Raw genomic sequence first — 20,251 nt, 5'->3', positions numbered from 1 at the left:
ATCAACTTTGCGATTTGTTAAATTTCAAAAGTAAAGGCAGCTCAACCAGGGTGCATTTAAAAAGGATGCCAAATTTGTCAATCATCTGGCCGGTCGGCTTCATTGCAGCATTATTCGTGGTAAATATTCGCAGAGGCTTTGCAAACAATAGAATTAGTTTAAGTTATAGGACAAGAAAGCTAGATGAAAGTCCGATGACAAAACGGCATATTAAAGTTGAAATATAATCTAAAAAAGCAAGCAGCAGAAATTGCCACTTGCATTAAATATTCAATTAATTACACCACCATTTTTAAAGGACAAGTACAAACATATTTAACCCCTCATTTAATTCATAGAATCATTCCTACTAATGGCTTAGCAGGTTAATAGTGCACGCGGTACCCCTTACCAAGATTCATATTAGAACCGCTTTCCGGATAACAAAAAAGCTAACCATAAAGATTAGCTTTCTCCCGAGTGCATTTTAACTTGTGTGGCCAGAGGGGTCCACAACCTCTGGCCTATACATATTACTTCATCATATTAGCTTCAATCTCAATAATATAATTATTCATCTCAACTGGTTAATTTTTCGCAAAGTAGATGTTAATATACACGTATATCTAATAAACTTACCCATCAAGGAGTTTCAACTATGAAAAAAGCCGCCAAGTTCGCCAACATCTGGTTCATGATCAATCTAGTCACTGATTTATTTGCCATTCCCTTTCAAAAAGATGCATGGCATTCATTCAAAGATAAATGGTGCAAGCTGGATATCCGTGCCAAACAAATCATGATTGCAATACTAGCGGTCATCCTACCAATCATCTGGCTGGTCGGCTTTATTGCAGCGTTATTTGTCGTAAATATCCGCAAAACCTTTGTGAGAAAGTCAGATTAATCTCGCTTACAAGGCAAGAAAATGAATAAGCTTGGAGAGTACACATGTTTTCATGTTGAATTGAATCCCAACTAAAAGATAGCCTGACTACCAACCTTCGTGATGAAGTGTCTTCAGACTATTTTTTAGTTTGTTAGTAAAGGACTCGTTCGACCCAATCAAGTCACAATCGTGAATCTTTGCTACCTGGATTTGCTTTTTCGATGGCTTATCAGTCCTAGTATTTCTGCCTACATCGGTGGTTTAATCCAATCCAAGAAATTGGTTTCAAATAAAAATTATTCAATTTCTTGGAAGTTGAAGGAGCAGTTTTGATCATGCAACTTGCTGTCCTTGAAATTAATGTGAAACGCGCTTACACACTGGCTACTGGATTGCACAATTGTCTCAAAGCCAGGTTCTTCCTCAATTCGCCTCTAGTTGTAGTCACTTTTTAATGTGATTCAAGTGTCGTGAATGGATTGTCATGGCACTTTTAACTAGCCTAAATGGTCTAGTTGCCGACTGTTGCACTTGAATTTTGAATCGGGAGATGTTTTTAAAGATAACTGTGATCAATTTCCGTATTTAACCTATAGAGTCATTCCTAGGAGTGGCTTAGCAGGTTAATAGTGCATGCATCACACCTTACCAATATAGAAATGGGGTGATGATGATGCACAAAATTTTGGAAAGGACATTTGGATGATAGGCATTTCGATTAGCTTATTGATCTTATCCCAAGCCGCAGTTAGTTTTGCGACTGCTTACCGGATAATCAAAAAAGCCAACCATAAAGGTTAGCCTCAACTAGATGCACTTTAACTTGTGCCGGATAGAGGTTGTTTCTGCGACCTCTATCCTATACATAATATTCTAGCATATTAACTTCAATTCAACAATTTAATAACATTAATTTTTCAACGAATATAAATGCCCGAATTGGTGTGACATTGTCAAATTGGATTGCTGCTATACAACATCATATCAACTCCCCAAAATCATTTTATTCTTTTATCCGTGAACTATTATTTCTCGTGGCTTTGCCGGTCACTATTAATTAATTACGAAATATATGTAGATTTCATCCCAAAATAAAAAGCCGAAACGTAAATTCCGACTTTCCATGTTTAAAGTTCAATCAATCATTCCCCTGAATAACTAATTTCTTATTACCAGTGATGTAGTTTCCGTTACTCAGCTGATAACGAGAAGTTAGGTTGTGGCGTACGATCTTCTTAACTTTAAGGCGAGTCCCCTGTTTATAATTCTTCGCTTTCTTGGTCAAATTAGCATTCCTATACGCGTTAACGCCTTTCTTAGCAATTACCGTAATCTGCTTATTTTTAGGCATTGTCGCATAATAAACGTTTACGACAAAAGCCCGGTCAGCCGTAATATAGCCAGTTTTGCCAGCAGTCTTACTCTTATGGTTCACATCGCGGACCTTATATCTCAGCAACCCAGCCTTTGAGTGAGCATAGTCGGTCACTACAAACATCGGCCGGTTGATCCGTTTGGCCTTTGGATAGTTGGCGATTCGCTGTTTCTTGTTGAAAGTGGCGTTCTGATACATATAAATGTGCTTGGTAGCATATACCGCTGCCCCTCTTTTAACAGCGGTATTAGGGACCTCGGCGGCTTCAGACGTTGTTGTTTCTGGTTCAGGCTGTCCAGGTTCAGTTGTTTCTGGGGTTGGGTTGGATATTATCTGCCCAGTCCCTGAATTAGAATTGGTGTCTGTCCCCGGCGTGGGTGGCGTCACTGTCTTACGATAGGTAAACTTAATTGTCGCGTCTTCAGTTAATCGACCAGTCGCCTGGGAATCACCAACAACCGTATAACCGGCGATATCTGGAGCCGCTTCAGTATACTCAGCACCATTCGCCAAGGTCTGTTTCTGGGCAGGATGACCAGGGATTGCGGTTCCAGATTCATCGATGTATTCAATCGTCAGCGTGTTCTTAATTTTCTCATAGACGAACGTCACCGTGGAGCCACTTTCCCACTTTACTTTAGGCCCTTTAGAGAAACCATTCATGTACGCCGGCTGCAGAATCGCTTGCCACAACACATCCGAGGCGTTAGTCTTCATGTTGGCAAAAATCTTGGAATTGGCGTAAACGTAAGTCCCATAGTTGTTGGGATTGCGGACAACCGCCGCGGTATAGCGGTAATTGCCGATGTCATCTTGAAAGGTGTCCTTTAAACTTGGGACATCCTTGAAATCGTACTTGAGCGGTGCGCTTAGTTCGTTGCCTGATGCATCCGTAAAGAAGAACTTCACCTTACCAGCCTCACGATTAAGCGCGTCTGCACTCAGCGTAATCTCCCGAGGCTTTTTAGATTGGGTGTCCTGATAAGCAAAGTAAAGATTGACGGTCTTGTTGTTTTCATTTCGTTCAGGACGGTCGACATCAATTCCCTTGAGGCTGTCAGTTATCGGCGTGGTTCCCCTTGGCAGGTTGTTGTAATACATCACCTGCTGATCAGATTTATTATCAGTGTGGTAGCCCGCTAAGGTGTAGCGACCATTATCAAGGCTGGTAGTCACTAAACCGCTCACGTCAATTTTAATGGCAGCCGACGAATCATCGACAACCGTTTTTTGATTAAACGGCGCATCGATCGGATTTCCATAAGTATCAACTGCATGCAAAACGTAGGTAACTGGGGCACCAGCTGCACGAACGGTCGTCGCTTGGTGCATCAGTAATCCCCCAAAGACAAGCGTCACAATGAATGCCATTACAAATCGAACAGTTCGAGCCAGGCTAAAATACTTAGTCTTATCGGACATATCGGTTTCCTCCCCCTATTTAATTCATGTCATCACTTACTAATACTATATTATCAAAATAGTCGGCAAAGTGGTATTATGATGCCTATTTGTTATCAATAAATGAGTAATTTACTCATAATTAGTTGTCCGCATTGATTAGTTCATTATCACGTTGGTTTCCCTGATAGTAAAAATCAGCCTACCGATTGGACGATAGACTGATAAACTAAGTATTTGAGGTTAGTTAACGTTAATCGAGAAGCATTTTTTAATACCTCCGTTTATTGACTTGCTTACGACGATCACGCCACCCATTTTAGAAACAAAAAGCCGGGAATTTCATCCCGACTTTTCCGCTTGTAGCAGCACCGTTAATTACCACCCATATTAATGATTACCCTGAATAACCAATTTCTTATTACCAGTGATGTAATCACCGTTAGACAGTTGATAACGAGAAGTTAAGTTGTGACGCACGATTTTCTTAACTTTAAGATGTGTACCCTTCTTGTAGTTCTTCGCTTTCTTGGTCAAATTAGCATTCTGATAAGCATTAACGCCCTTCTTAGCAATCACCGTAATCGACTTATCCTTTGGCATTGAAGCATAGTACACCCGCACCACGAATTTCCGATTAGCGGTAATATACCCCGTTTTGCCAGCCGTTTTGCTCTTATGGTTGACATCGCGAACCTTGTATCTCAACGCCCCACCGTTTGAACGCGCATAGTCGGTAACCACAAACATTGGCCGGTTTACTCGTTTTGTTTTCGGATAGCTGACAATTCGTTGTGATTTCTTGAAAGTGGCGTTCTTGTATAGATAAATATGCTTAGCTGCGTACACTGCCGCGCCTTCTTTGGCCGCATAATTCGGCAACTTGGCGGATTGCTTGGTCGTTGACGTTGATGGTACTGTGACTTCCGGCGTTGGTTTTACCGGCTCAGTGACCGTTTGCTTGTTCGTTTCTGAATTGGTATTTGAACCACCACGGTCTGGATTAGGTGGCGTCACATTTTTTCGATACTTGAAGGTAATTTTAGCATCGTCACTCAATTTACCGGAAATTGTTTTGTCCCCCATCAAGGTGTAACCCGCAATTTCAGGCGCTGTTTCGGTGTAGTCGCTACCGGTCTTTAATTGTTTGGTTTGAGCTGGGTGGCCGACAAGCGCCTTACCCGTTTCATCAACATATTCCACAGTTAACGTCCGGGTAAGTGGTGCAACCGGATCATAGACGAAGGTCACGGTCATCCCACTTTCCCACGGCCCGTTCACCGCAAATCCATACATATAGTTTTCTTGCAGGATTTTCTGTGACACAATATCTGAAACATTAGCCATGTTATTGGCAAATAGCCGCTGATTACTATAAATATATGTGCCATCATGATTAGGATAACGGGCAACCGCACCCATATAGTAGTAACGATAATTCGTTTCTTGATGATTGATATACATCCCAAACGTGCCTCTTAAGCTTGGATAATCATCATACCCCTCAAATGTGATTGGCGCTTTAAGTTCTTTACCATTGACATCAGTGAAAAAGAACTTCACTTTTCCAGGCTCTCTGGTTTGAGCGCCATCCGGAATCGTAATCTGAGCCGGTTTATCAGATTTTGTATCCCGATAAACAAAATAAGTGTTAATGACATCAGTCGTTGTATCGTACCGCCGCGCGTATGTCTCAATATGAGTCAGCCAATCATCAATCCACTCTGGGTGTTCAACAAAGTCACTATAATCCATCATCTGCATATCATTCTTAGCATCCCCATAATAGCCAGATAAAACATATCGCCCATCATCCAACGTTTTGGTGACAATCCCTGTCACATCAATATTAGATTTTGTGAGGTCAGTATCAACTATTTCTCTATCATTAAATGGCGCCTTAATTGGATTGCCATAAATGTCAATTGCGTGCAGCACATAGGTGATTCGATCTGTTTCGGCTGCTTTAACAGCAGCTTGGTGGGTCAATAATCCCCCGAAAACGAGCGTTGCAATAAACGCCACTATTAATCGAACGGTGCGAGCTAGGCTAACGTGCATCGTCTGGTTGGCCATTTCGATTCCCCCTTATTAAATTCATGACAACGATTACAACTATTATATTATCAGAGCGATTGGTAAAACGGTATTATTATGCTCATTAGTTATCAAAGAATGAGTAAATTACTCATAATTGGTTGCACACGTTGATTAATTTATTCAGCCGTTAGATTTTACTGATAATACAAAAGCCTACCGATTTGACGATAGGCTTTTGTAACGCTTTAGCAACTATTTGAACACTTTAACGAATTTTGAATTTGCTGTGATATAACCACCAGCAACGTGATATTTCATCGTACCCGTGTTGGTAACACTGTTAGCTTGCGAGAAATCATAGTTCTTAATTCGCAGCTTAGTGCCCTTCTTAATATGCTGGTTACGTTTGGTTAAGTTAACATCTTTGTAACGGTTGATATTTTTCTTCACCTTAACGTAACGAGGCATCTTCTGCTTGCCCATTTGGATCAACTTACGGTTACCGGTAATGTATTGACCATTACTCAAAACGTAACGGGTAGTCAGGTTATGATGAACAAATTTAATCACTTTTAATTGAGTGCCTTGTGTGTAGTTACGAACCTTGCCAGTCAAGTTTGCTTTCTTGTAAGCATTGACGCCACGCGGGTTAATCACTGTGAGTGTCTGGTGCTTACTTTGATAGTAAACTGGTCGGACATAGTTCCAGTTAGCGGTGATGTATCCCTTCTTGTGGCGATTCTTAGTCAAGTGGTTAACGTCCCGGACTGTATAACGGAGATGACCGTTTTTGGAATGGGCGTAACCCGTTACCACGAACATTGGGCGGTAGACTCGTGGCTTCTGAACGTATCCCGCAAGTCGTTCGCGCTTACTGAATGTGTTGTGCTTGTAAAGGTAAATCTTCTTCAGTGAGTAGACGGCCTCACCTTTCTTAGCGATCACGCTAGGCTGCTTCGTATCCGTTGGCTTAGGTGCAGGCGTCGGTTGCGGCGATGGTGTTGGATTAACTGGATTGACTGGTGTTACTGGATTGACGGGGTTAATCGGATTAACCGGGGTTTCGTTCTTCTTGTAGACATAAGTAACAACCGTCCCAGCCTTGATGAACTGACCACTCATGTTCTTAGGCATCTTGGTTTTATCCAACGTATAACCCGGAATTGTTAGTTGGTACTTATTTCCAGAAACGTCATACTGCGTACCCGGTTTGCCCTTGAGAATTTGTGAATCATGAATTCTAACGCCATTAGTATCAACGTAGCGAACCGTTACGGCACCCTTTTTCACGAAGTTGTAAGTAATTACAACTGGGTTATCCTTCTTAAAGATGCCACTAGTTGGTTGATCTGTGTCTACGAACGTATAGTCATCTGCCAACTTATCCTTGGTCTTCTGAACAGCTTGATTGTCGTCCAGCTTGTATGCCTTGTTCTCATCTTCCTTGAAGCCAAATGGAATGTCATCAGCAATTTTATTACCATCCTTATCTTTGAATTTGGCAGTTCCGTCAACGGTTGCGGGAGTCACTGGCGTTTCTTGGTACTTGTAATAGAGTTTGATGACGTTTTGGGTGGGATCACGTGACACTTTTGCTAACCCATGATCATCGTTATCAACTGGGACATAGTTTTGCGGCACCCGATTAAGATAGTCTTTTTCATAAGCTTTAAAAGGTTGACCGAGCTTTTGCGAATCAACACTGATTGGAGATGCAATCGGTGCATAATTATCACTATCTGTTTTTTTACCATAAAATTGGATTGTAACATTTGCAAGGGGTTGCTGTGCATTGATGATCGCATCAGTTGACTGTGTTAAATTCTGATCACCCTCCGCTTTTCGAACAGTAAACGTGTTGACTGCAGTCTTAACACTATCCAAATGAGGAATCTTCGCGTCATAAGTAATTTTCAGATTATCACCAACGTTTAAGGGCGTGGGGGTCGTTGATACAACCCGAACCATTGTGACCTTGCTTAAATCAGTTGGCGCATCCTCTGAAAACTTTGCACTGTAATTATCGTGTGCATTCGAACTAGGCTTATCAGTAGAGTACAAGACCTTATAGCCACCCTGTATTTCCTTGTTGTCCTTATCCGTACGAGTAATGCTTAGTGGACTGGCAAGAGCTATAGACGTCTGAGACCCTCTTGGACTGCCATCTACTAACAGATCACCATCATACGGAAGTACATCCAAAACATCTAAAGAATTATAATCTTCTAAACCAGTGTTTATCAGGTTCTCTTGATAACGAACAGTATCACCACTATATGCACTCAAACCACTATTCGTAACAAAAGGTCCTTGCTGACCGGTATCAGGGTCCAACACTGCAACTTTTGCAGTCGTGATCAATTGACGAACTGGATTAAAATCCTCGATTTAAATGAAATATCGCACTATTAGAAATTACATTACTCTCATTATTGGTTTCAGCATACAATCCATAAGAACCGTTCTTTTCTTTATCAAGGTTTGTCTCACTCGGATTAACAATAAAATCACCGTAAGTTAGTGGATTCCCATTTACATAATTATTATTTTGAGCCACAAAGAAAGACTCAACTGGATAATTACCGAGTACTAGAGAATTTTCATCGGGCTTAAGTGCAAGATAATATTTATGCACAGGGATGCTAACTGAATCAACATAATCATCTACATCTTTTATATCCGCAAAAATCGCGGTTTTCCCAGAATTGTTATAATTCGTTTTTGTTGTGATATTCGTTAAATTTGAGTTAGGGGATTGCTGAGAGTCAGGCACAACACCATCAGGAACTATGAATACTACTTTCGAATTCTTAGGCTTTATATGTGCATCTTCATTGTGATCCACTCCAACGAGTAATTCTATATACAAATCATTACCCGCATTAACTTGTGGATAATAGCGAGCTCCAGACTTAAAGGAATCTTGTCCAAATAAAGTTAACAAACTTCCAGTAAGTTCCGGTGGCTGAACAACATGTGGTGCCCGCCTATTTAGAGTAATATAATCATGGGCATATTTAGTAGATGGTTGCTCTATATCTGGTTCAGTTGTAGTTGTGTCACTTTCGAGATAATTATAATAATCACGAGTGATGACATTTACATTCGGGCTATTTTTAAAGTTATCAATTTGAGCAGCCGTCATATGGCCGGTAAGTTGAACTCGGAAATATCTTGAATCACTCAAATTATCAAATATAACCGGATCTTTAAACTTAATTTCTAAGTTTTTATAACTTTGGTCTTTCAGATCAAGTGGTTGGTTAAATGTCACATGCCCGATTTCCTTACCGTCTCCATAAACCGTATTTTGTTCTAAGCCTTGTTTAACTGCAGGATGAATGCCATCCCCACCTTGAAATTCCAGCTTATTAAGCGGGTAGACAAAATTGTCGAACCTATCACTAATATTTCCGGGACTATCAATAATACTAGTTAATTTAGCATAATTCATTCCCTTTTCGAGCTTATCGGGGTCATTTAACCCTTCATTAGTTGCATTGTTTGTTCCAATTTCTCCACTAGCACCTAAGGTACCACTTGGATCATTCATATCAATAGGCGTTAACGTTGAAATTACCGGTACTTCAGGGGTCACCACGTTCGTATTAACACTCAAAAATTGATCCCCGTTGGAACTATTAAAACGAATTCTTTTATCGTTTGATACTCTAAATTTTGACGTAACCGGTTTTTCCTTCTTAAGACTTGCTACGCCTACGTTGGTAGTGTTTGGCGTATTTGGCCCAGTAACTGAAGCCTCCATTTGTTCTGATGAATTAGCCACAAACCCCTTTAGAAAGGTAAGTTTAAATCCCCCAAGTGAAGGGTTGTCTTGACTCGCTGGATCAACGGTAACCGTCTGAGTTAATGTATTTTTTGTCTTATCATATTTCCATTTTCCTGGATCAGCCACTCCAATCTGCTGAGATGATAGCTTGATTGTAAAAGTGTACTCTCCTGGATCAACATCAGCCATTTTGACACCACTTCGTAAATAATCAGCACCCTCTGCTTGTAAATCATAATTGGCGTTCAATTTATCTCCGTCCCAATACCCGGCGTCTAATGTTGCTACAGCATCTGACATATAAACCGGCAACGAATCTGTTTTTGCCTGGACTTCAAAATCTTGTGGCGTGTAATCAGCATTGTCCCCCTTAAAGTTCACCTTAATGGGATATTGATAACCATTCTTAACGTGCCCAGGAGTTAATGATAAAGTGACCGGAATCGCAGCACTGTGACCACTTGGCATCGTATTAAAATTAAATGTAATAACGGTGTTGTCCCCATCGGTAGTTATCTTTGGTGTGTCCTTCAATACACTTCCTACTGACATATCAGCTAAAGTAACCTTTGAAAAATACTTGTTACTAAGTGTCATAGTAGCTTGACCGTTAGTGAAGTCGCTACCATCACTACTTAGCTTCAAGTTTAAAAATATCTTAATCTTATCATTGGGATAGAAGGGTCCCTGAGCAGATTTGGGATCCAGCGAAATCCCGCTACCCGTAAATATTGGTGATTTATTATCTGCAACTTTAGAAGTTGGTTTATCATCGAAATCATTAGTATCAACCATCTGATTATCTATTTCATGTTGAAATATTTGCGTTGATACAATTTGTCCAAAAGGCGTTGCGGCCTTTGCCAAAGTAGAAAAATTTGCCATTGCAAAAAAAGCTATCAAACTAAACAACGTCAGCAGCATCGTCCGTAAACTCCAGCCAATGTTGCTTTTTCCCTCAATAGTATTCATATAATCCTCCCCATAAAATAACAAAATAACTAATAATTTGATACCCTCATTATTATTCTAATTGTTCATACCTGAACAGGTCAACTATTCGAGCCGTAATATTTTGCTGGAATGATCATACTAAAAAGTCCCACCTGCCAACTAGCCAGTGAGACTTAATTCATAAATCCACTACAATGATTAATTTACTCATAATTGATTATGGAGGTTATTCAATTATGATTACTTTACATATTAAACAAATCAGCATGTGACCCAGTTGCAACTAATGTCAAAAACAGTTGCTGATTATCTTTTCGATAGATCAACAACCAATCTGGCTTGATATGCAATTCTCGATGATCAAACCACTTTCCTTTTAAAGGGTGATCCTGATATTTCACTGATAAAACCATATCTTCTATATAGTAAATCAATTACGACAGCAATTTCTTCTCGATAGTTTCCTGGTGTTTTAAGTGTTTTTCGCAATTGACGTTTAAAACTGTTAGTGTAGCGTGCTTGATACCGACTCATTTTGACTTATCCCGCAAGGCACCATCAAGCAGACTACTAGCGTTATTAAACGGCTTGCTAACCCGACCCGCATTTTCATCGTTCAAGGATTGATCAAGCTCGCTTTCACCCGTTGGCACAAATGGTAACCTGTCCGTCTTGATAATTTGAACCAGAAACATGTTAATCGCAGTGGCGAGGTCAATTCCCATTCCAGCAGCAACTTTTGCAGCTTGTGACTTAATTTCTTTATTAAGCCGAATTGTCAGCGTTGTATCTTTAGTCATTGTTATCATCTCCGCCAACATCTTATCATATTGTGGTGCAATGTCATACAAACAAGTGCTATTATTCAATTAAATCCATCCTTTCGTTCATCCTCATACTTGTTAAATACGATAAGTAGTCAATTAGTTTCTCCAACAACCTCAGCAATTCGTGCTAAGTACATCAGGCGTCAGTATTTTTCAGGAAAGAGCACCGTTAACAAGTAATAATCTCAAGTACATAAAAGCACCACCAGCCAGGCCGGTAGTGCTCAATTTTTAATGCTATTAATAACTCACAACTCAATTCAACTTACATCCAATCTATTCCGGCACCACCGCATACGCCCTCACCGGAAAACCAGGCGCCTTCTCAGCCTTGGGTACAGAAATGTGAATATAAGCCCCAGTAGCTGGAACCAAGTCCAGATTATCAAGCAGCTCGACTTGATAGTGGCCATGGGACAAGACATAGTATTCACCCACTAAGCCGTTTTCCTGCTTGGTAGCCGTATCGGTATCAAACGTTTCATGGCCGTTTGCGGCGACGTTTCGTTGTTCGTAAATGAACTTCAATGCGTCAAGATCCCAACCCGGGTAATGAGCTTGACCGGCATCATCCAAATTCTCAAACTTACTCTGACTTGGCCAACGCTTACCCCAATCCGTTCTCAGTGCGACAAATGAACCTTCCGGAATCTTGCCGTGTTTCTTCTCCCATTGTTTGATATCAGCGACGCTCAACGAAGAGTCTGGATTAACACTGGCCTCCTTTGATCGATCAATGACGACCAGTGGCAAAACGAACTTTTTGAGCGGAATATCCTCTACATAAGTGTCTTGGTGAGCATCAAAGTGAATCGGTGGATCCAGATGAGTCCCAAACTGACCTGGGAAGGTGTACTCCTTAACGAAAAAACCGTCCGCATGGGTAGAAATCGTATTAAATTTTGGCTTAGCAAAGGCTGGGAAGCGCGGACTTTCCGGTCCAAACGAGTGGGTCAAATCTACCCACTTGAAGTTTTTTAACTGTTCAACGGTTTGCTGAAGTAATTGTTCATTTTCCGTTTTCTTAACGCTGGTTACTGCTTCTGCTGTTTTAGTTGTCATAATCAATTTCTCCTTTATTATAAAGTGAGTGAAGTAAAGCGATTAGAAACTGGAGCCTAAGTCTCCTTGAACAGAAATCCCCGGTTTTGGGATTTTTGTTCAAGGTGCTTGGGTGAAAGTTTCTGCTTTATGCAGCTGTCCTAATTAATCCTTATTTGAAAAGTCAAGTCCTGGTGTCCGTCGCGTGAAGAACTTAGTTTGGACCAGCAAAATGACGATGCCAACCGCAATCCAAGCTGCGCCGACAATTTTAGCTTCAGGGGTGAGGCTCAAGAAGATCCAGGTGCTGACACCAAAGCCAATCAATGGTGAAACCAAGTATTTAATGGCCGATAAGATCGAGCCGTGATCGCCCTTGATATAGAATTTCCAAACAACCGACAAGTTCAATAAGATGAAGCCAAACAAGGCACCGAAACTAACGAGGTTGGAGACTGTTGCTTGAGACAATGTCAACGAAAGAACGAGTGAAATGACACCCACCAAGACAATGGCAACAACCGGTGTCCGATATTTTTGATGCAAAACGGATAACTGACGAGGTAAAATGCCATCGCGACCCATTGCGTAGAGAATTCGAGAAATAGCGGTTTGGCCTTCTTGCCCACTCGCAAAGCCAAACGAGAGGATGATGGTAATATCAGCTAGTTTAACCAACCATGTGCCGCCAACTCGCTGCAGAATCCCTAAAAATGCTGTGTTGGGATTCAAATTTTGATAATCCGGAGCGACAAAGCCAGCTAAGGCTGTGATCACAACAAACAATAACCCAATGCCAACGATGGAAAGAATGATCGCCCGGCCAACTGAATGGTGGGGATCTTCAGCTTCTTCTGACAACGTGCTGATAGCATCAAAGCCGAGGTAGCTGACAATCACGATCCCGGTTGCCTGCAAGACACCTGAAACATTGAAATGAGCTGGATTATAAAAGGCAACGACGTTTGGGTGAATGGCCCCAGTGACCAACAACCGAATTGTTCCAATCACAAATGCCAATAACACAATGCCTTGAAGGGCAAACAACGCCCAGCTAACTTTGGTCACAACGTTAACCCCTAAAATATTCACCCAGGTATTGAGCGCAACCAAGACAACAATCCAGGCCCAACCAGGAACACCGGGCAATAATGATTCACCAAATGATTGGGTGATCAAATAGGTGATCGTTGGAATCAGAAAATAATCAAGGGTGATTCCCCAGCCACCGATAAAGCCGAGGCCCCGATTAGTCCCTTCCTGAACGTAGGTATATACTGAACCGGAAAATGGGTATCGCGCGGACATCGTCGCGTAACTAAATCCTGTAAAGAGCATCGCAATCATCCCGATCAAGTATGCAAGGGCAACCATCCCATTGGCTGGTTGTAAGAATGACCCATAAAAAGCTAATGGGGCAACTGGAATCATAAACGTAATGCCGTAAATTAATAAATCTTTTGTGGTTAAACTCACTTTGAGTGATGCTGGACTAACGTTTTCTGCCATATTGCATGACCTCCAGAATTTTCAATAATTTAATAATCAATGATTTGAATAATGTCAAAATAATATTTAAAATCAGCTAGCTGGCTACCATCACTTCCTTTAATGCTAGATACAAAAAACGCCCCTCACATAGCCTATTAGCCATGTAAGGGGCGAATTATCACGTTACCACCCTTATTCATACTTCAAGCTTGAGTTGACTCACTTTTGCTTGAATTATCTCATCGGTACCATTGATACCAGGGAAAGTAACGGTTCCTACCGATCACGCTGCTTGCACGGCGTCACACCTTTCAAAGTTCATCTTCACCGTAGAATTGATTGCCCGTTTCCACCATCCGGGCTCTCTGACTATTAATTCTGACAATTACTCTTCTTCTCATGGTTTTCTTTATAGTTAACTTAATTCACTTAGCATCCTGCCAAACATCCTTAGCTACCTTAACCACCAACCGCAGCTTATCCCACTGATCTTCTTCAGTTAGGTGATTGCCCTCTTCTGTTGAAGCAAAGCCGCACTGTGGTGATAAACAAAGGTTGTTCAACGGGATAAATTCGCTGGCTTTTTTAATTCGATCCTTCAATAATGTTTCAGCCTCTAATTCTGGCTTTTTCGTTGTAACCAACCCAATTACAACCCGTTGGTCACGGCCATTATCAGCAATCTTCTTCAATGGTTCAAAACCGCCAGAGCGCTCGTCATCGTATTCCAAGAAGTAGCCGTCAATGTGCAACTGAGCTAAGTAATCGGCAACCGGATCATAGGCCCCAGCACCGGCCCAGGTTGAATCGTAGTTGCCTTTACATACGTGCATCGTCAACGTTAAATCATCAGGCTTGCTATCCGCGATGGCGTTAATGGCTTTCACAGCAGCTTCGGCTAACGGTTTTAATTCTGGCTTCAACGTTTTATCAGAAAAGCTTGCCCACATGCCCCATGAGGTGTCGTCAATTTGGAGATAACGGCAGCCCAGATCGTAAAAGTGCTGGACAGTCTGCTTGTAAGCCTCGATTTCATCCGCTAAGAAAGCATCAAAATCGCCTTGATAATAGTCATCGTAAACTTCAGCATCTTCATTTGGGAAGAACACGTCTGGGCTTGGGATAGTTTGCTTAGCGGTCACGCCATCGGGAACAATGCTGTTTAAGAATTTGAAGCCTTCAAAAAATGGGTGTTCTGGATTATAGCCAATCTTGCCGGTGAACTTAACGCCACCTTTGCGGGTTTCTTCTCCATGGAAAATGAACCCATGCTCCGGAATAAAATACTGCACACCCTTCAAGGCAGAAAAGAAGTCCAAGTGCCACCAACTACGACGGAACTCACCGTCAGTAACGTCTTTTAGATCTAATTCAACTTGTTTCTTGACGATTCGTTCAATTTCCTCGTTCTCAACGTTCTTCAAATCGTCAGCACTAATCTTATGGGCTGCATAATCTGCCCGTGCCTGCTTCAATCTCGCTGGCCGTAATAAACTACCTACTTCATCATACCGGTTTGGAAATTTTGTTTTGATTGCTACTGTCATTTTGACCACTCCTCTAATTTTTTTCGCTCTGTAAATGCTTTACGCCACTTACTGATACTAGGACAGCTCCTCCAAGCAGGGATCTGCATGTAAGCACCTTGAACAAAAATTCCCAAAACCGGAATTTCCGTTCAAGGCGACTTACACTCCGATCCCTAAGCGCTTGGATCCGCTCACTGATAAAAAAAGTCCTCATACAGAAATAAATCTGTACAAGGACGATATTGTCGTGTTGCCACCTTAATTTTCACACAGCTCACACTGTGTGACTCAATAAGCACTATGAATCAATGCCTGCCGCTGTAAGGTGCGTTCACCACATTATTTCGCTTTTGCTCAACAATATCTCGCTCAAAGACCATCTTCATCAATTCCCGGCAATTCACTCTCACCAAACGTGAACTCTCTTGCTGCCGTTCCAAGACTACTCATCTTTTCACTGCTTTTGTTTATCAATTTAATTAAGTATTCTAGTCGCAATTATGAGAAAGTCAAGGAACTTTTTAATATTGGTGATTTTTTATAGACGAAAAATAGTTGTAGGTGTTGATACAACAGTGAATTGGCGAATGAAGAAATGATGAAAGAATTGATCTGATTTCACACTAATTTAATTATTTTTGTTAATAGCTGCTCTCACTAACTTTGTTAATTGGTGCTTTTGTGTTTCTAATATTTCTGCCTAGTTGAATGGTACTCTGAAAGCTGATGGTAGCCAACGTAAGCCGTCTTATCTCTAAAATTCCCAAAACCAGGATTTCCGCCGTTACCTAGTGGAGTAGTGCTCCGAGAAGCAGGTGCTAACAATATAAGGGTCCTCCCGCTAAAATCCCAAAACCAGGATTTTAGCGGGAGGACCCTTATATTACCGCACCTAAACGCTTCTCTCCGCACGCTTACCTATTATTCATAACTCAAACTCTCAATCGGATCCAACCTCGCAGCCGTCCCTGCTGGTGCCAATGCTGCCAGCAATGAGATGACGACCGATACCACGAAACCGAAGATTAGATTTCCCGTCGATATTTGCATGATCGAATAATTGATTCCGGATTGGGCAATGTTATTGGCAACCATCTGTAGGATTTCTGCTAATACAATTGCTAGCACCGACGAGAACAAGCCAATGAAGAAGGCTTCTGAGAAGAATAGGTTTCTGATACTGCCCTTTGACGCACCCAGCGCCCGCAGGATCCCGATTTCCTTGGTTCGTTCTGACACACTGATATAGAGCACCACAATAATCATGATGGCTGATACTAACAATGAAATGCCAGCAATCGTTGCCAAGACATTAACCGCCAACGTAATGTAAGTGTTCAAGGTATCCACAAAGCCGCCAACCCCAGTAATCTGGTAGGCTGCCTTGCCTTTATCATTCTTGAACGCCTTAATCTTATTAGTAACTGGCTTCACATTTTTAACATTTCCAGCAATTTCGACCGTCACAAAATTTGGTTTAATGGTTAATCCCTTATCCTGATAGATCGTCTTCATCGTATTATAAGTAACCGACGTCGAACCAGTATTGGCCTTGGAAACACCGCTAACCGTCAGCGTCTTACTCAAAACCACAGGCCGTTTTTGCTTATCCAACGTGTTCTGGTAGAAAGTAATCTTCTTGCCAACCATTGAATTTGGGTTCTTCTTGTTAAACTTCTCGGCAATCTCCTTAGTCAGCATAATCTGACCATCTTTAGGTGCTTTACCCTTAGAAATACTCTTACTCAGAATCGTCTTGTTATACGTCTGCATAAACGATACTGACGCGGTTTTTCTACCTTGGCGCAACTGGCTGCCGCCCTGCACAAAAAAGCCGTTGTCAATGCTTTGGACGTTCTTGATGTCCTTAATCCGTGACTTATCCTTACCACTAACGCTAATTTTATTCATGTCAGGACTGGAATCAGTTGACACGTTTTTCGTCACTTGAACCGCATTCGGATTTACCTGCGAATAAATTTCGTGATTGATGTAACCCTGAACACCGTTTCCAAGACCTAACATGACGATCACACTAAAAATCCCGATTGCCGCCCCAAAAACAATTAATAAGTTCCGTTTCAGGTTATACCGCATGTTTTCCAACGCCATTTTTAACGTGGCCCCAAATTTAAGCGTCCGGGTCGATAATTCATTGGCGTTACTTGCCGTATATGGCTTCTTGATCGTCGTATCTTCACCAATCTTGCCATCGGCCAAACGAACAATTCGAGTGCCATAATCAGCCACAGTCTGCGAATGGGTGACCGTGATGACTAATTTGCCCTCGGTCGCAATTTCATCCAACAACTGCAGAATTTCCTGCGTATTTTGACTATCCAAAGCCCCCGTTGGCTCATCGGCAATGATGATTTCCGGATCAGATGCTAACGCCCGAGCAATTGCGACCCGCTGCTTTTGACCACCAGAAATTTGATTAGGGTACTTCTTCATGTGTTCCTTTAGGCCTACCTTGGTCAGTAACTCATGTGCCCGTTGTTCCTGTTCTCGATGGCTTAACGTGGTCATCTGCAAGGAAACCATGACGTTTTGAAAAATCGTCAAATGACTAATCAAATTGAAGTTTTGGAAGATAAAGCCAATGGTTTGGCGCCGATATGCATCCAATTGCTTGGAGGTATCGTGACGCAGGGATTTGCCGTTTAACACAACATCCCCGGAATAATTACTATCCAAGCCACCAATAATATTCATTAAAGTCGTTTTCCCGCCACCGGACTCACCGAGGATCGAAACGAATTCGCCTTGGTTAAACGCCAAATCAATCCCGGTCAACACCGGAAATTCCTGATTGCCCAAATAGTAGGACTTCTTGATATTCCGTAATTCTAAATAGCTCATAAGTTCCTCCAATTCAGTCTGGTTAAAGTGCTTGTGTTATTTTAACGCAGTTTACTAAATTTGCATACCGGAAGCTTTATATTATTGGGATGAGAAGACAGATATGGGACAAATTGGGGAGTTAATTCTACTAGATTATTGGTTTAGGGATTATTACTTTAGTGACATTTTTTATCTAGATTAGGACCGCTGCACAAAGCAGAAACTTCCATATATATCTCAGCCAAAAATTCCAAAACCGGGAATTTCTGTCTGAGGAGACTTATGTTCCGGTTTCTAACCGCTTTGTTCCGCTCACTTTTTCTTAGGACCACTCCTCAAAGCAGAAAGCTGCACCTAAGCTAACTCATTCAAAAATCCCAAACCCGGGGATTTCTGAATGAGTCAACTTAGGCTCCGCTTTCTAACCGCTTTGTTCCGCTCACTTTTTCTTAGGACCGCTCCTCAAAGCAGAGTCCTGCACATAAGCACCACCAGCAAAAATCCCAAGCCCAGGGATTTCCGCTGGCGGAGACTTATGCTCCGGACTCTAACCGCTTTGTTCCGCTCACTTTTTCTTACTAGGCACCAAACATGACACGCGGTTAATTAATGGTTATCATAAGAATATAATTAAAAGACAATTTCTGAGGGCGATTTAGCGGGGGCTAAACAAAATTTTGGGATTCGTTTTTCGTATTTGATTAATGAACCCTGCCCACTAAGGAGAGATTGTCATGAAAGCCATTATAAAATACCTCGTCGTAACTGTGTCGATGCTCGCCTTTACGATTACCACCATATCCATTAGCAAATCCTCGATAGTAAATGAGCCAATTACCAGCCACGCCAAGGCAAAGAAAAAAGTTGTAAAAAAGAAACCGAAAAAGAAAACGCGTAAAGTCACTAAGAAACAGACCAAAGCCAAAAAGGGTAAATCAAAATCTCAAAAGAGTGATCCCGTTCAACCACTTTTTGCACTCGAAGATACGGCAGAGATCATCACACCAGCTAAATACCGCTGGGAAAACACGACCATCAAATATAGAATCGATACCCATTCCGATTATTACCGTGATGTCTGGAATACCGCCGTTGCCAATTGGAATGACTGTAAAGTTGTCAAATTAGTCCAAACCGATACTGGTAGTCCTGATATCCATTTGGACGTTGATAATGCCGTTCAACCAGAACATTCGGGTCTATGTACCACGACATTCTATAACGAACAGCGGATCAACAATCTACCACTGCTAAAGGTCGCAACGGCCGTAGTTTATGACGACACTTGCCGGGACTATAACTACTCTAAAGCACACCGAACGCGGATTGCTGAGCACGAACTGGGTCACGCACTTGGGTTAGGGCATTCTAACTCCGATAAAAGCATCATGAACCCTACCCCCGTCGGCAGACGTATCATTAGCAGCGATGTTGAAGGGTTAAGACGCGCGTATGCAAGTTAGAAGTTAATCAGATCCTCAATGGATAGATCAAGATTACAAAAATAAGGCGACTGGAATCAGACATATTCCGGTCACCTTATTCTAGTTTGACTATTAATTTACAAAACGTTAACTGAGAGTTAACCACTTGATTCCGCACACTATCCCTGTAGCTTTAGAATTTCGGTATGTTTCAGCTTTTTCATAATACTTTCAAATGTTTTTGAGTCGAAATGGCTAATGACATAATTTTTGTGGTAAACGGCCAATTGTTGAAGCAAGTCCCCATGTGCCAGTAGTCGCAACAAATTATCTTGAATTTGAGAATGTAGAACCAGGCCATTTTCAATTTCGGATAATGTACTAAAGCTCATTCCTAAAATTGCCGCCAATTCTCTCAATGAAAGGCCCAATCTCCTCCGACTAGCCTTAATTTCAGAAGGTTGAAGGAACCCATTGATTCTCCTGTAAATCTGATAATCAGACCTTAAATTAATATCAGGATCATCAAAGGGGACTATATAATTGGCCCGATCATTAATATCCTTATCAGCCTGAATAAGGTAAGTATGGGAATTAGTAAAGCTCGTTTTTGTGATCTTAACTCTCTCAGTTAGCCCTGAATTATTCATAGTTCATAAAAATCCCG

Annotated in this window: 13 protein-coding genes and 1 other annotated feature; of the genes, 2 read left to right on the top strand and 11 right to left on the bottom strand. The window is 41.5% G+C overall.

All coding sequences use genetic code 11. From position 1 onward, the window contains the following. The first annotated feature begins 637 nt into the window (after window positions 1–637). On the top strand, window positions 638–886 hold the full coding sequence (locus FC98_RS11715; protein ID WP_054655959.1) for a hypothetical protein: 249 nt from the start codon (window positions 638–640) through the stop codon (window positions 884–886). Between the two features lie 1,120 nt (window positions 887–2,006). Here FC98_RS11715 and FC98_RS11710 read toward each other — a convergent pair. The 10 genes from FC98_RS11710 to FC98_RS11670 all read right to left on the bottom strand — a co-directional run bounded on the left by FC98_RS11710 (window position 2,007) and on the right by FC98_RS11670 (window position 18,178). Then, window positions 2,007–3,665: a DUF5776 domain-containing protein gene (locus FC98_RS11710; protein ID WP_056949612.1), complete on the bottom strand. Its 1,659-nt coding sequence runs from the start codon at window positions 3,663–3,665 to the stop codon at window positions 2,007–2,009. 369 nt (window positions 3,666–4,034) lie between these two features. After that, complete coding sequence (locus FC98_RS11705; protein ID WP_056949611.1) at window positions 4,035–5,720, bottom strand: DUF5776 domain-containing protein; 1,686 nt, start codon at window positions 5,718–5,720, stop codon at window positions 4,035–4,037. 216 nt (window positions 5,721–5,936) lie between these two features. Then, window positions 5,937–8,045: a DUF5776 domain-containing protein gene (locus tag FC98_RS15195; protein ID WP_056949610.1), complete on the bottom strand. Its 2,109-nt coding sequence runs from the start codon at window positions 8,043–8,045 to the stop codon at window positions 5,937–5,939. 13 nt (window positions 8,046–8,058) lie between these two features. After that, window positions 8,059–10,446 carry a hypothetical protein gene (locus tag FC98_RS11695; RefSeq protein ID WP_054655941.1) on the bottom strand — a complete coding sequence of 796 codons (2,388 nt, stop codon included), beginning with the start codon at window positions 10,444–10,446 and terminating at the stop codon, window positions 8,059–8,061. A 227-nt stretch (window positions 10,447–10,673) separates the two neighbouring features. Next, on the bottom strand, window positions 10,674–10,862 hold the full coding sequence (locus FC98_RS14420; RefSeq protein WP_235803628.1) for a type II toxin-antitoxin system YafQ family toxin: 189 nt from the start codon (window positions 10,860–10,862) through the stop codon (window positions 10,674–10,676). Between the two features lie 96 nt (window positions 10,863–10,958). Then, window positions 10,959–11,228 carry a type II toxin-antitoxin system RelB/DinJ family antitoxin gene (locus tag FC98_RS11690; RefSeq protein WP_056949609.1) on the bottom strand — a complete coding sequence of 90 codons (270 nt, stop codon included), beginning with the start codon at window positions 11,226–11,228 and terminating at the stop codon, window positions 10,959–10,961. A gap of 303 nt (window positions 11,229–11,531) precedes the next feature. Further along, window positions 11,532–12,317 (bottom strand): cyclase family protein, encoded by a 786-nt coding sequence (locus FC98_RS11685; protein ID WP_008855601.1) that lies wholly within the window; start codon window positions 12,315–12,317, stop codon window positions 11,532–11,534. Between the two features lie 144 nt (window positions 12,318–12,461). Further along, window positions 12,462–13,805, bottom strand: a complete 1,344-nt coding sequence (locus FC98_RS11680; protein ID WP_056949608.1) for an APC family permease — start codon at window positions 13,803–13,805, stop codon at window positions 12,462–12,464. A gap of 407 nt (window positions 13,806–14,212) precedes the next feature. Next, window positions 14,213–15,334 carry a 5-methyltetrahydropteroyltriglutamate--homocysteine S-methyltransferase gene (locus FC98_RS11675; RefSeq protein ID WP_008855599.1) on the bottom strand — a complete coding sequence of 374 codons (1,122 nt, stop codon included), beginning with the start codon at window positions 15,332–15,334 and terminating at the stop codon, window positions 14,213–14,215. 211 nt (window positions 15,335–15,545) lie between these two features. Beyond that, window positions 15,546–15,783: a binding site (T-box leader), on the bottom strand. A gap of 454 nt (window positions 15,784–16,237) precedes the next feature. After that, window positions 16,238–18,178: an ABC transporter ATP-binding protein/permease gene (locus FC98_RS11670; RefSeq protein ID WP_008855597.1), complete on the bottom strand. Its 1,941-nt coding sequence runs from the start codon at window positions 18,176–18,178 to the stop codon at window positions 16,238–16,240. 716 nt (window positions 18,179–18,894) lie between these two features. Between FC98_RS11670 and FC98_RS11665 the strand changes: the two genes are divergently transcribed. Then, a complete protein-coding gene (locus FC98_RS11665) occupies window positions 18,895–19,623 on the top strand; it encodes a matrixin family metalloprotease (RefSeq protein WP_008856005.1) in 729 nt (242 codons plus the stop codon). Window positions 19,624–19,763: 140 nt separating this feature from the next. On the opposite strand, the gene FC98_RS11660 is transcribed toward FC98_RS11665, so the two are convergent. Beyond that, window positions 19,764–20,234: a helix-turn-helix domain-containing protein gene (locus tag FC98_RS11660; RefSeq protein WP_082603028.1), complete on the bottom strand. Its 471-nt coding sequence runs from the start codon at window positions 20,232–20,234 to the stop codon at window positions 19,764–19,766. Window positions 20,235–20,251: the final 17 nt, after the last annotated feature.

The sequence above is a fragment of the Lentilactobacillus kisonensis DSM 19906 = JCM 15041 genome, from assembly GCF_001434135.1.
In the GTDB taxonomy this organism is placed as follows: domain Bacteria; phylum Bacillota; class Bacilli; order Lactobacillales; family Lactobacillaceae; genus Lentilactobacillus; species Lentilactobacillus kisonensis.
This window is presented reverse-complemented; position numbering and strand designations above follow the sequence as displayed.

Excerpts from the sequence above, each read along its gene's own strand:
- FC98_RS11715 (WP_054655959.1), top strand. The coding sequence starts at position 638 with ATGAAAAAAGCCGCCAAGTTCGCCAACATCTGGTTCATGATCAATCTA.
- FC98_RS11710 (WP_056949612.1), bottom strand. The coding sequence starts at position 3,665 with ATGTCCGATAAGACTAAGTATTTTAGCCTGGCTCGAACTGTTCGATTT.
- FC98_RS11705 (WP_056949611.1), bottom strand. The coding sequence starts at position 5,720 with ATGGCCAACCAGACGATGCACGTTAGCCTAGCTCGCACCGTTCGATTA.
- FC98_RS11695 (WP_054655941.1), bottom strand. The coding sequence starts at position 10,446 with ATGAATACTATTGAGGGAAAAAGCAACATTGGCTGGAGTTTACGGACG.
- FC98_RS11690 (WP_056949609.1), bottom strand. The coding sequence starts at position 11,228 with ATGACTAAAGATACAACGCTGACAATTCGGCTTAATAAAGAAATTAAG.
- FC98_RS11685 (WP_008855601.1), bottom strand. The coding sequence starts at position 12,317 with ATGACAACTAAAACAGCAGAAGCAGTAACCAGCGTTAAGAAAACGGAA.
- FC98_RS11680 (WP_056949608.1), bottom strand. The coding sequence starts at position 13,805 with ATGGCAGAAAACGTTAGTCCAGCATCACTCAAAGTGAGTTTAACCACA.
- FC98_RS11675 (WP_008855599.1), bottom strand. The coding sequence starts at position 15,334 with ATGACAGTAGCAATCAAAACAAAATTTCCAAACCGGTATGATGAAGTA.
- FC98_RS11670 (WP_008855597.1), bottom strand. The coding sequence starts at position 18,178 with ATGAGCTATTTAGAATTACGGAATATCAAGAAGTCCTACTATTTGGGC.
- FC98_RS11665 (WP_008856005.1), top strand. The coding sequence starts at position 18,895 with ATGAAAGCCATTATAAAATACCTCGTCGTAACTGTGTCGATGCTCGCC.
- FC98_RS11660 (WP_082603028.1), bottom strand. The coding sequence starts at position 20,234 with ATGAATAATTCAGGGCTAACTGAGAGAGTTAAGATCACAAAAACGAGC.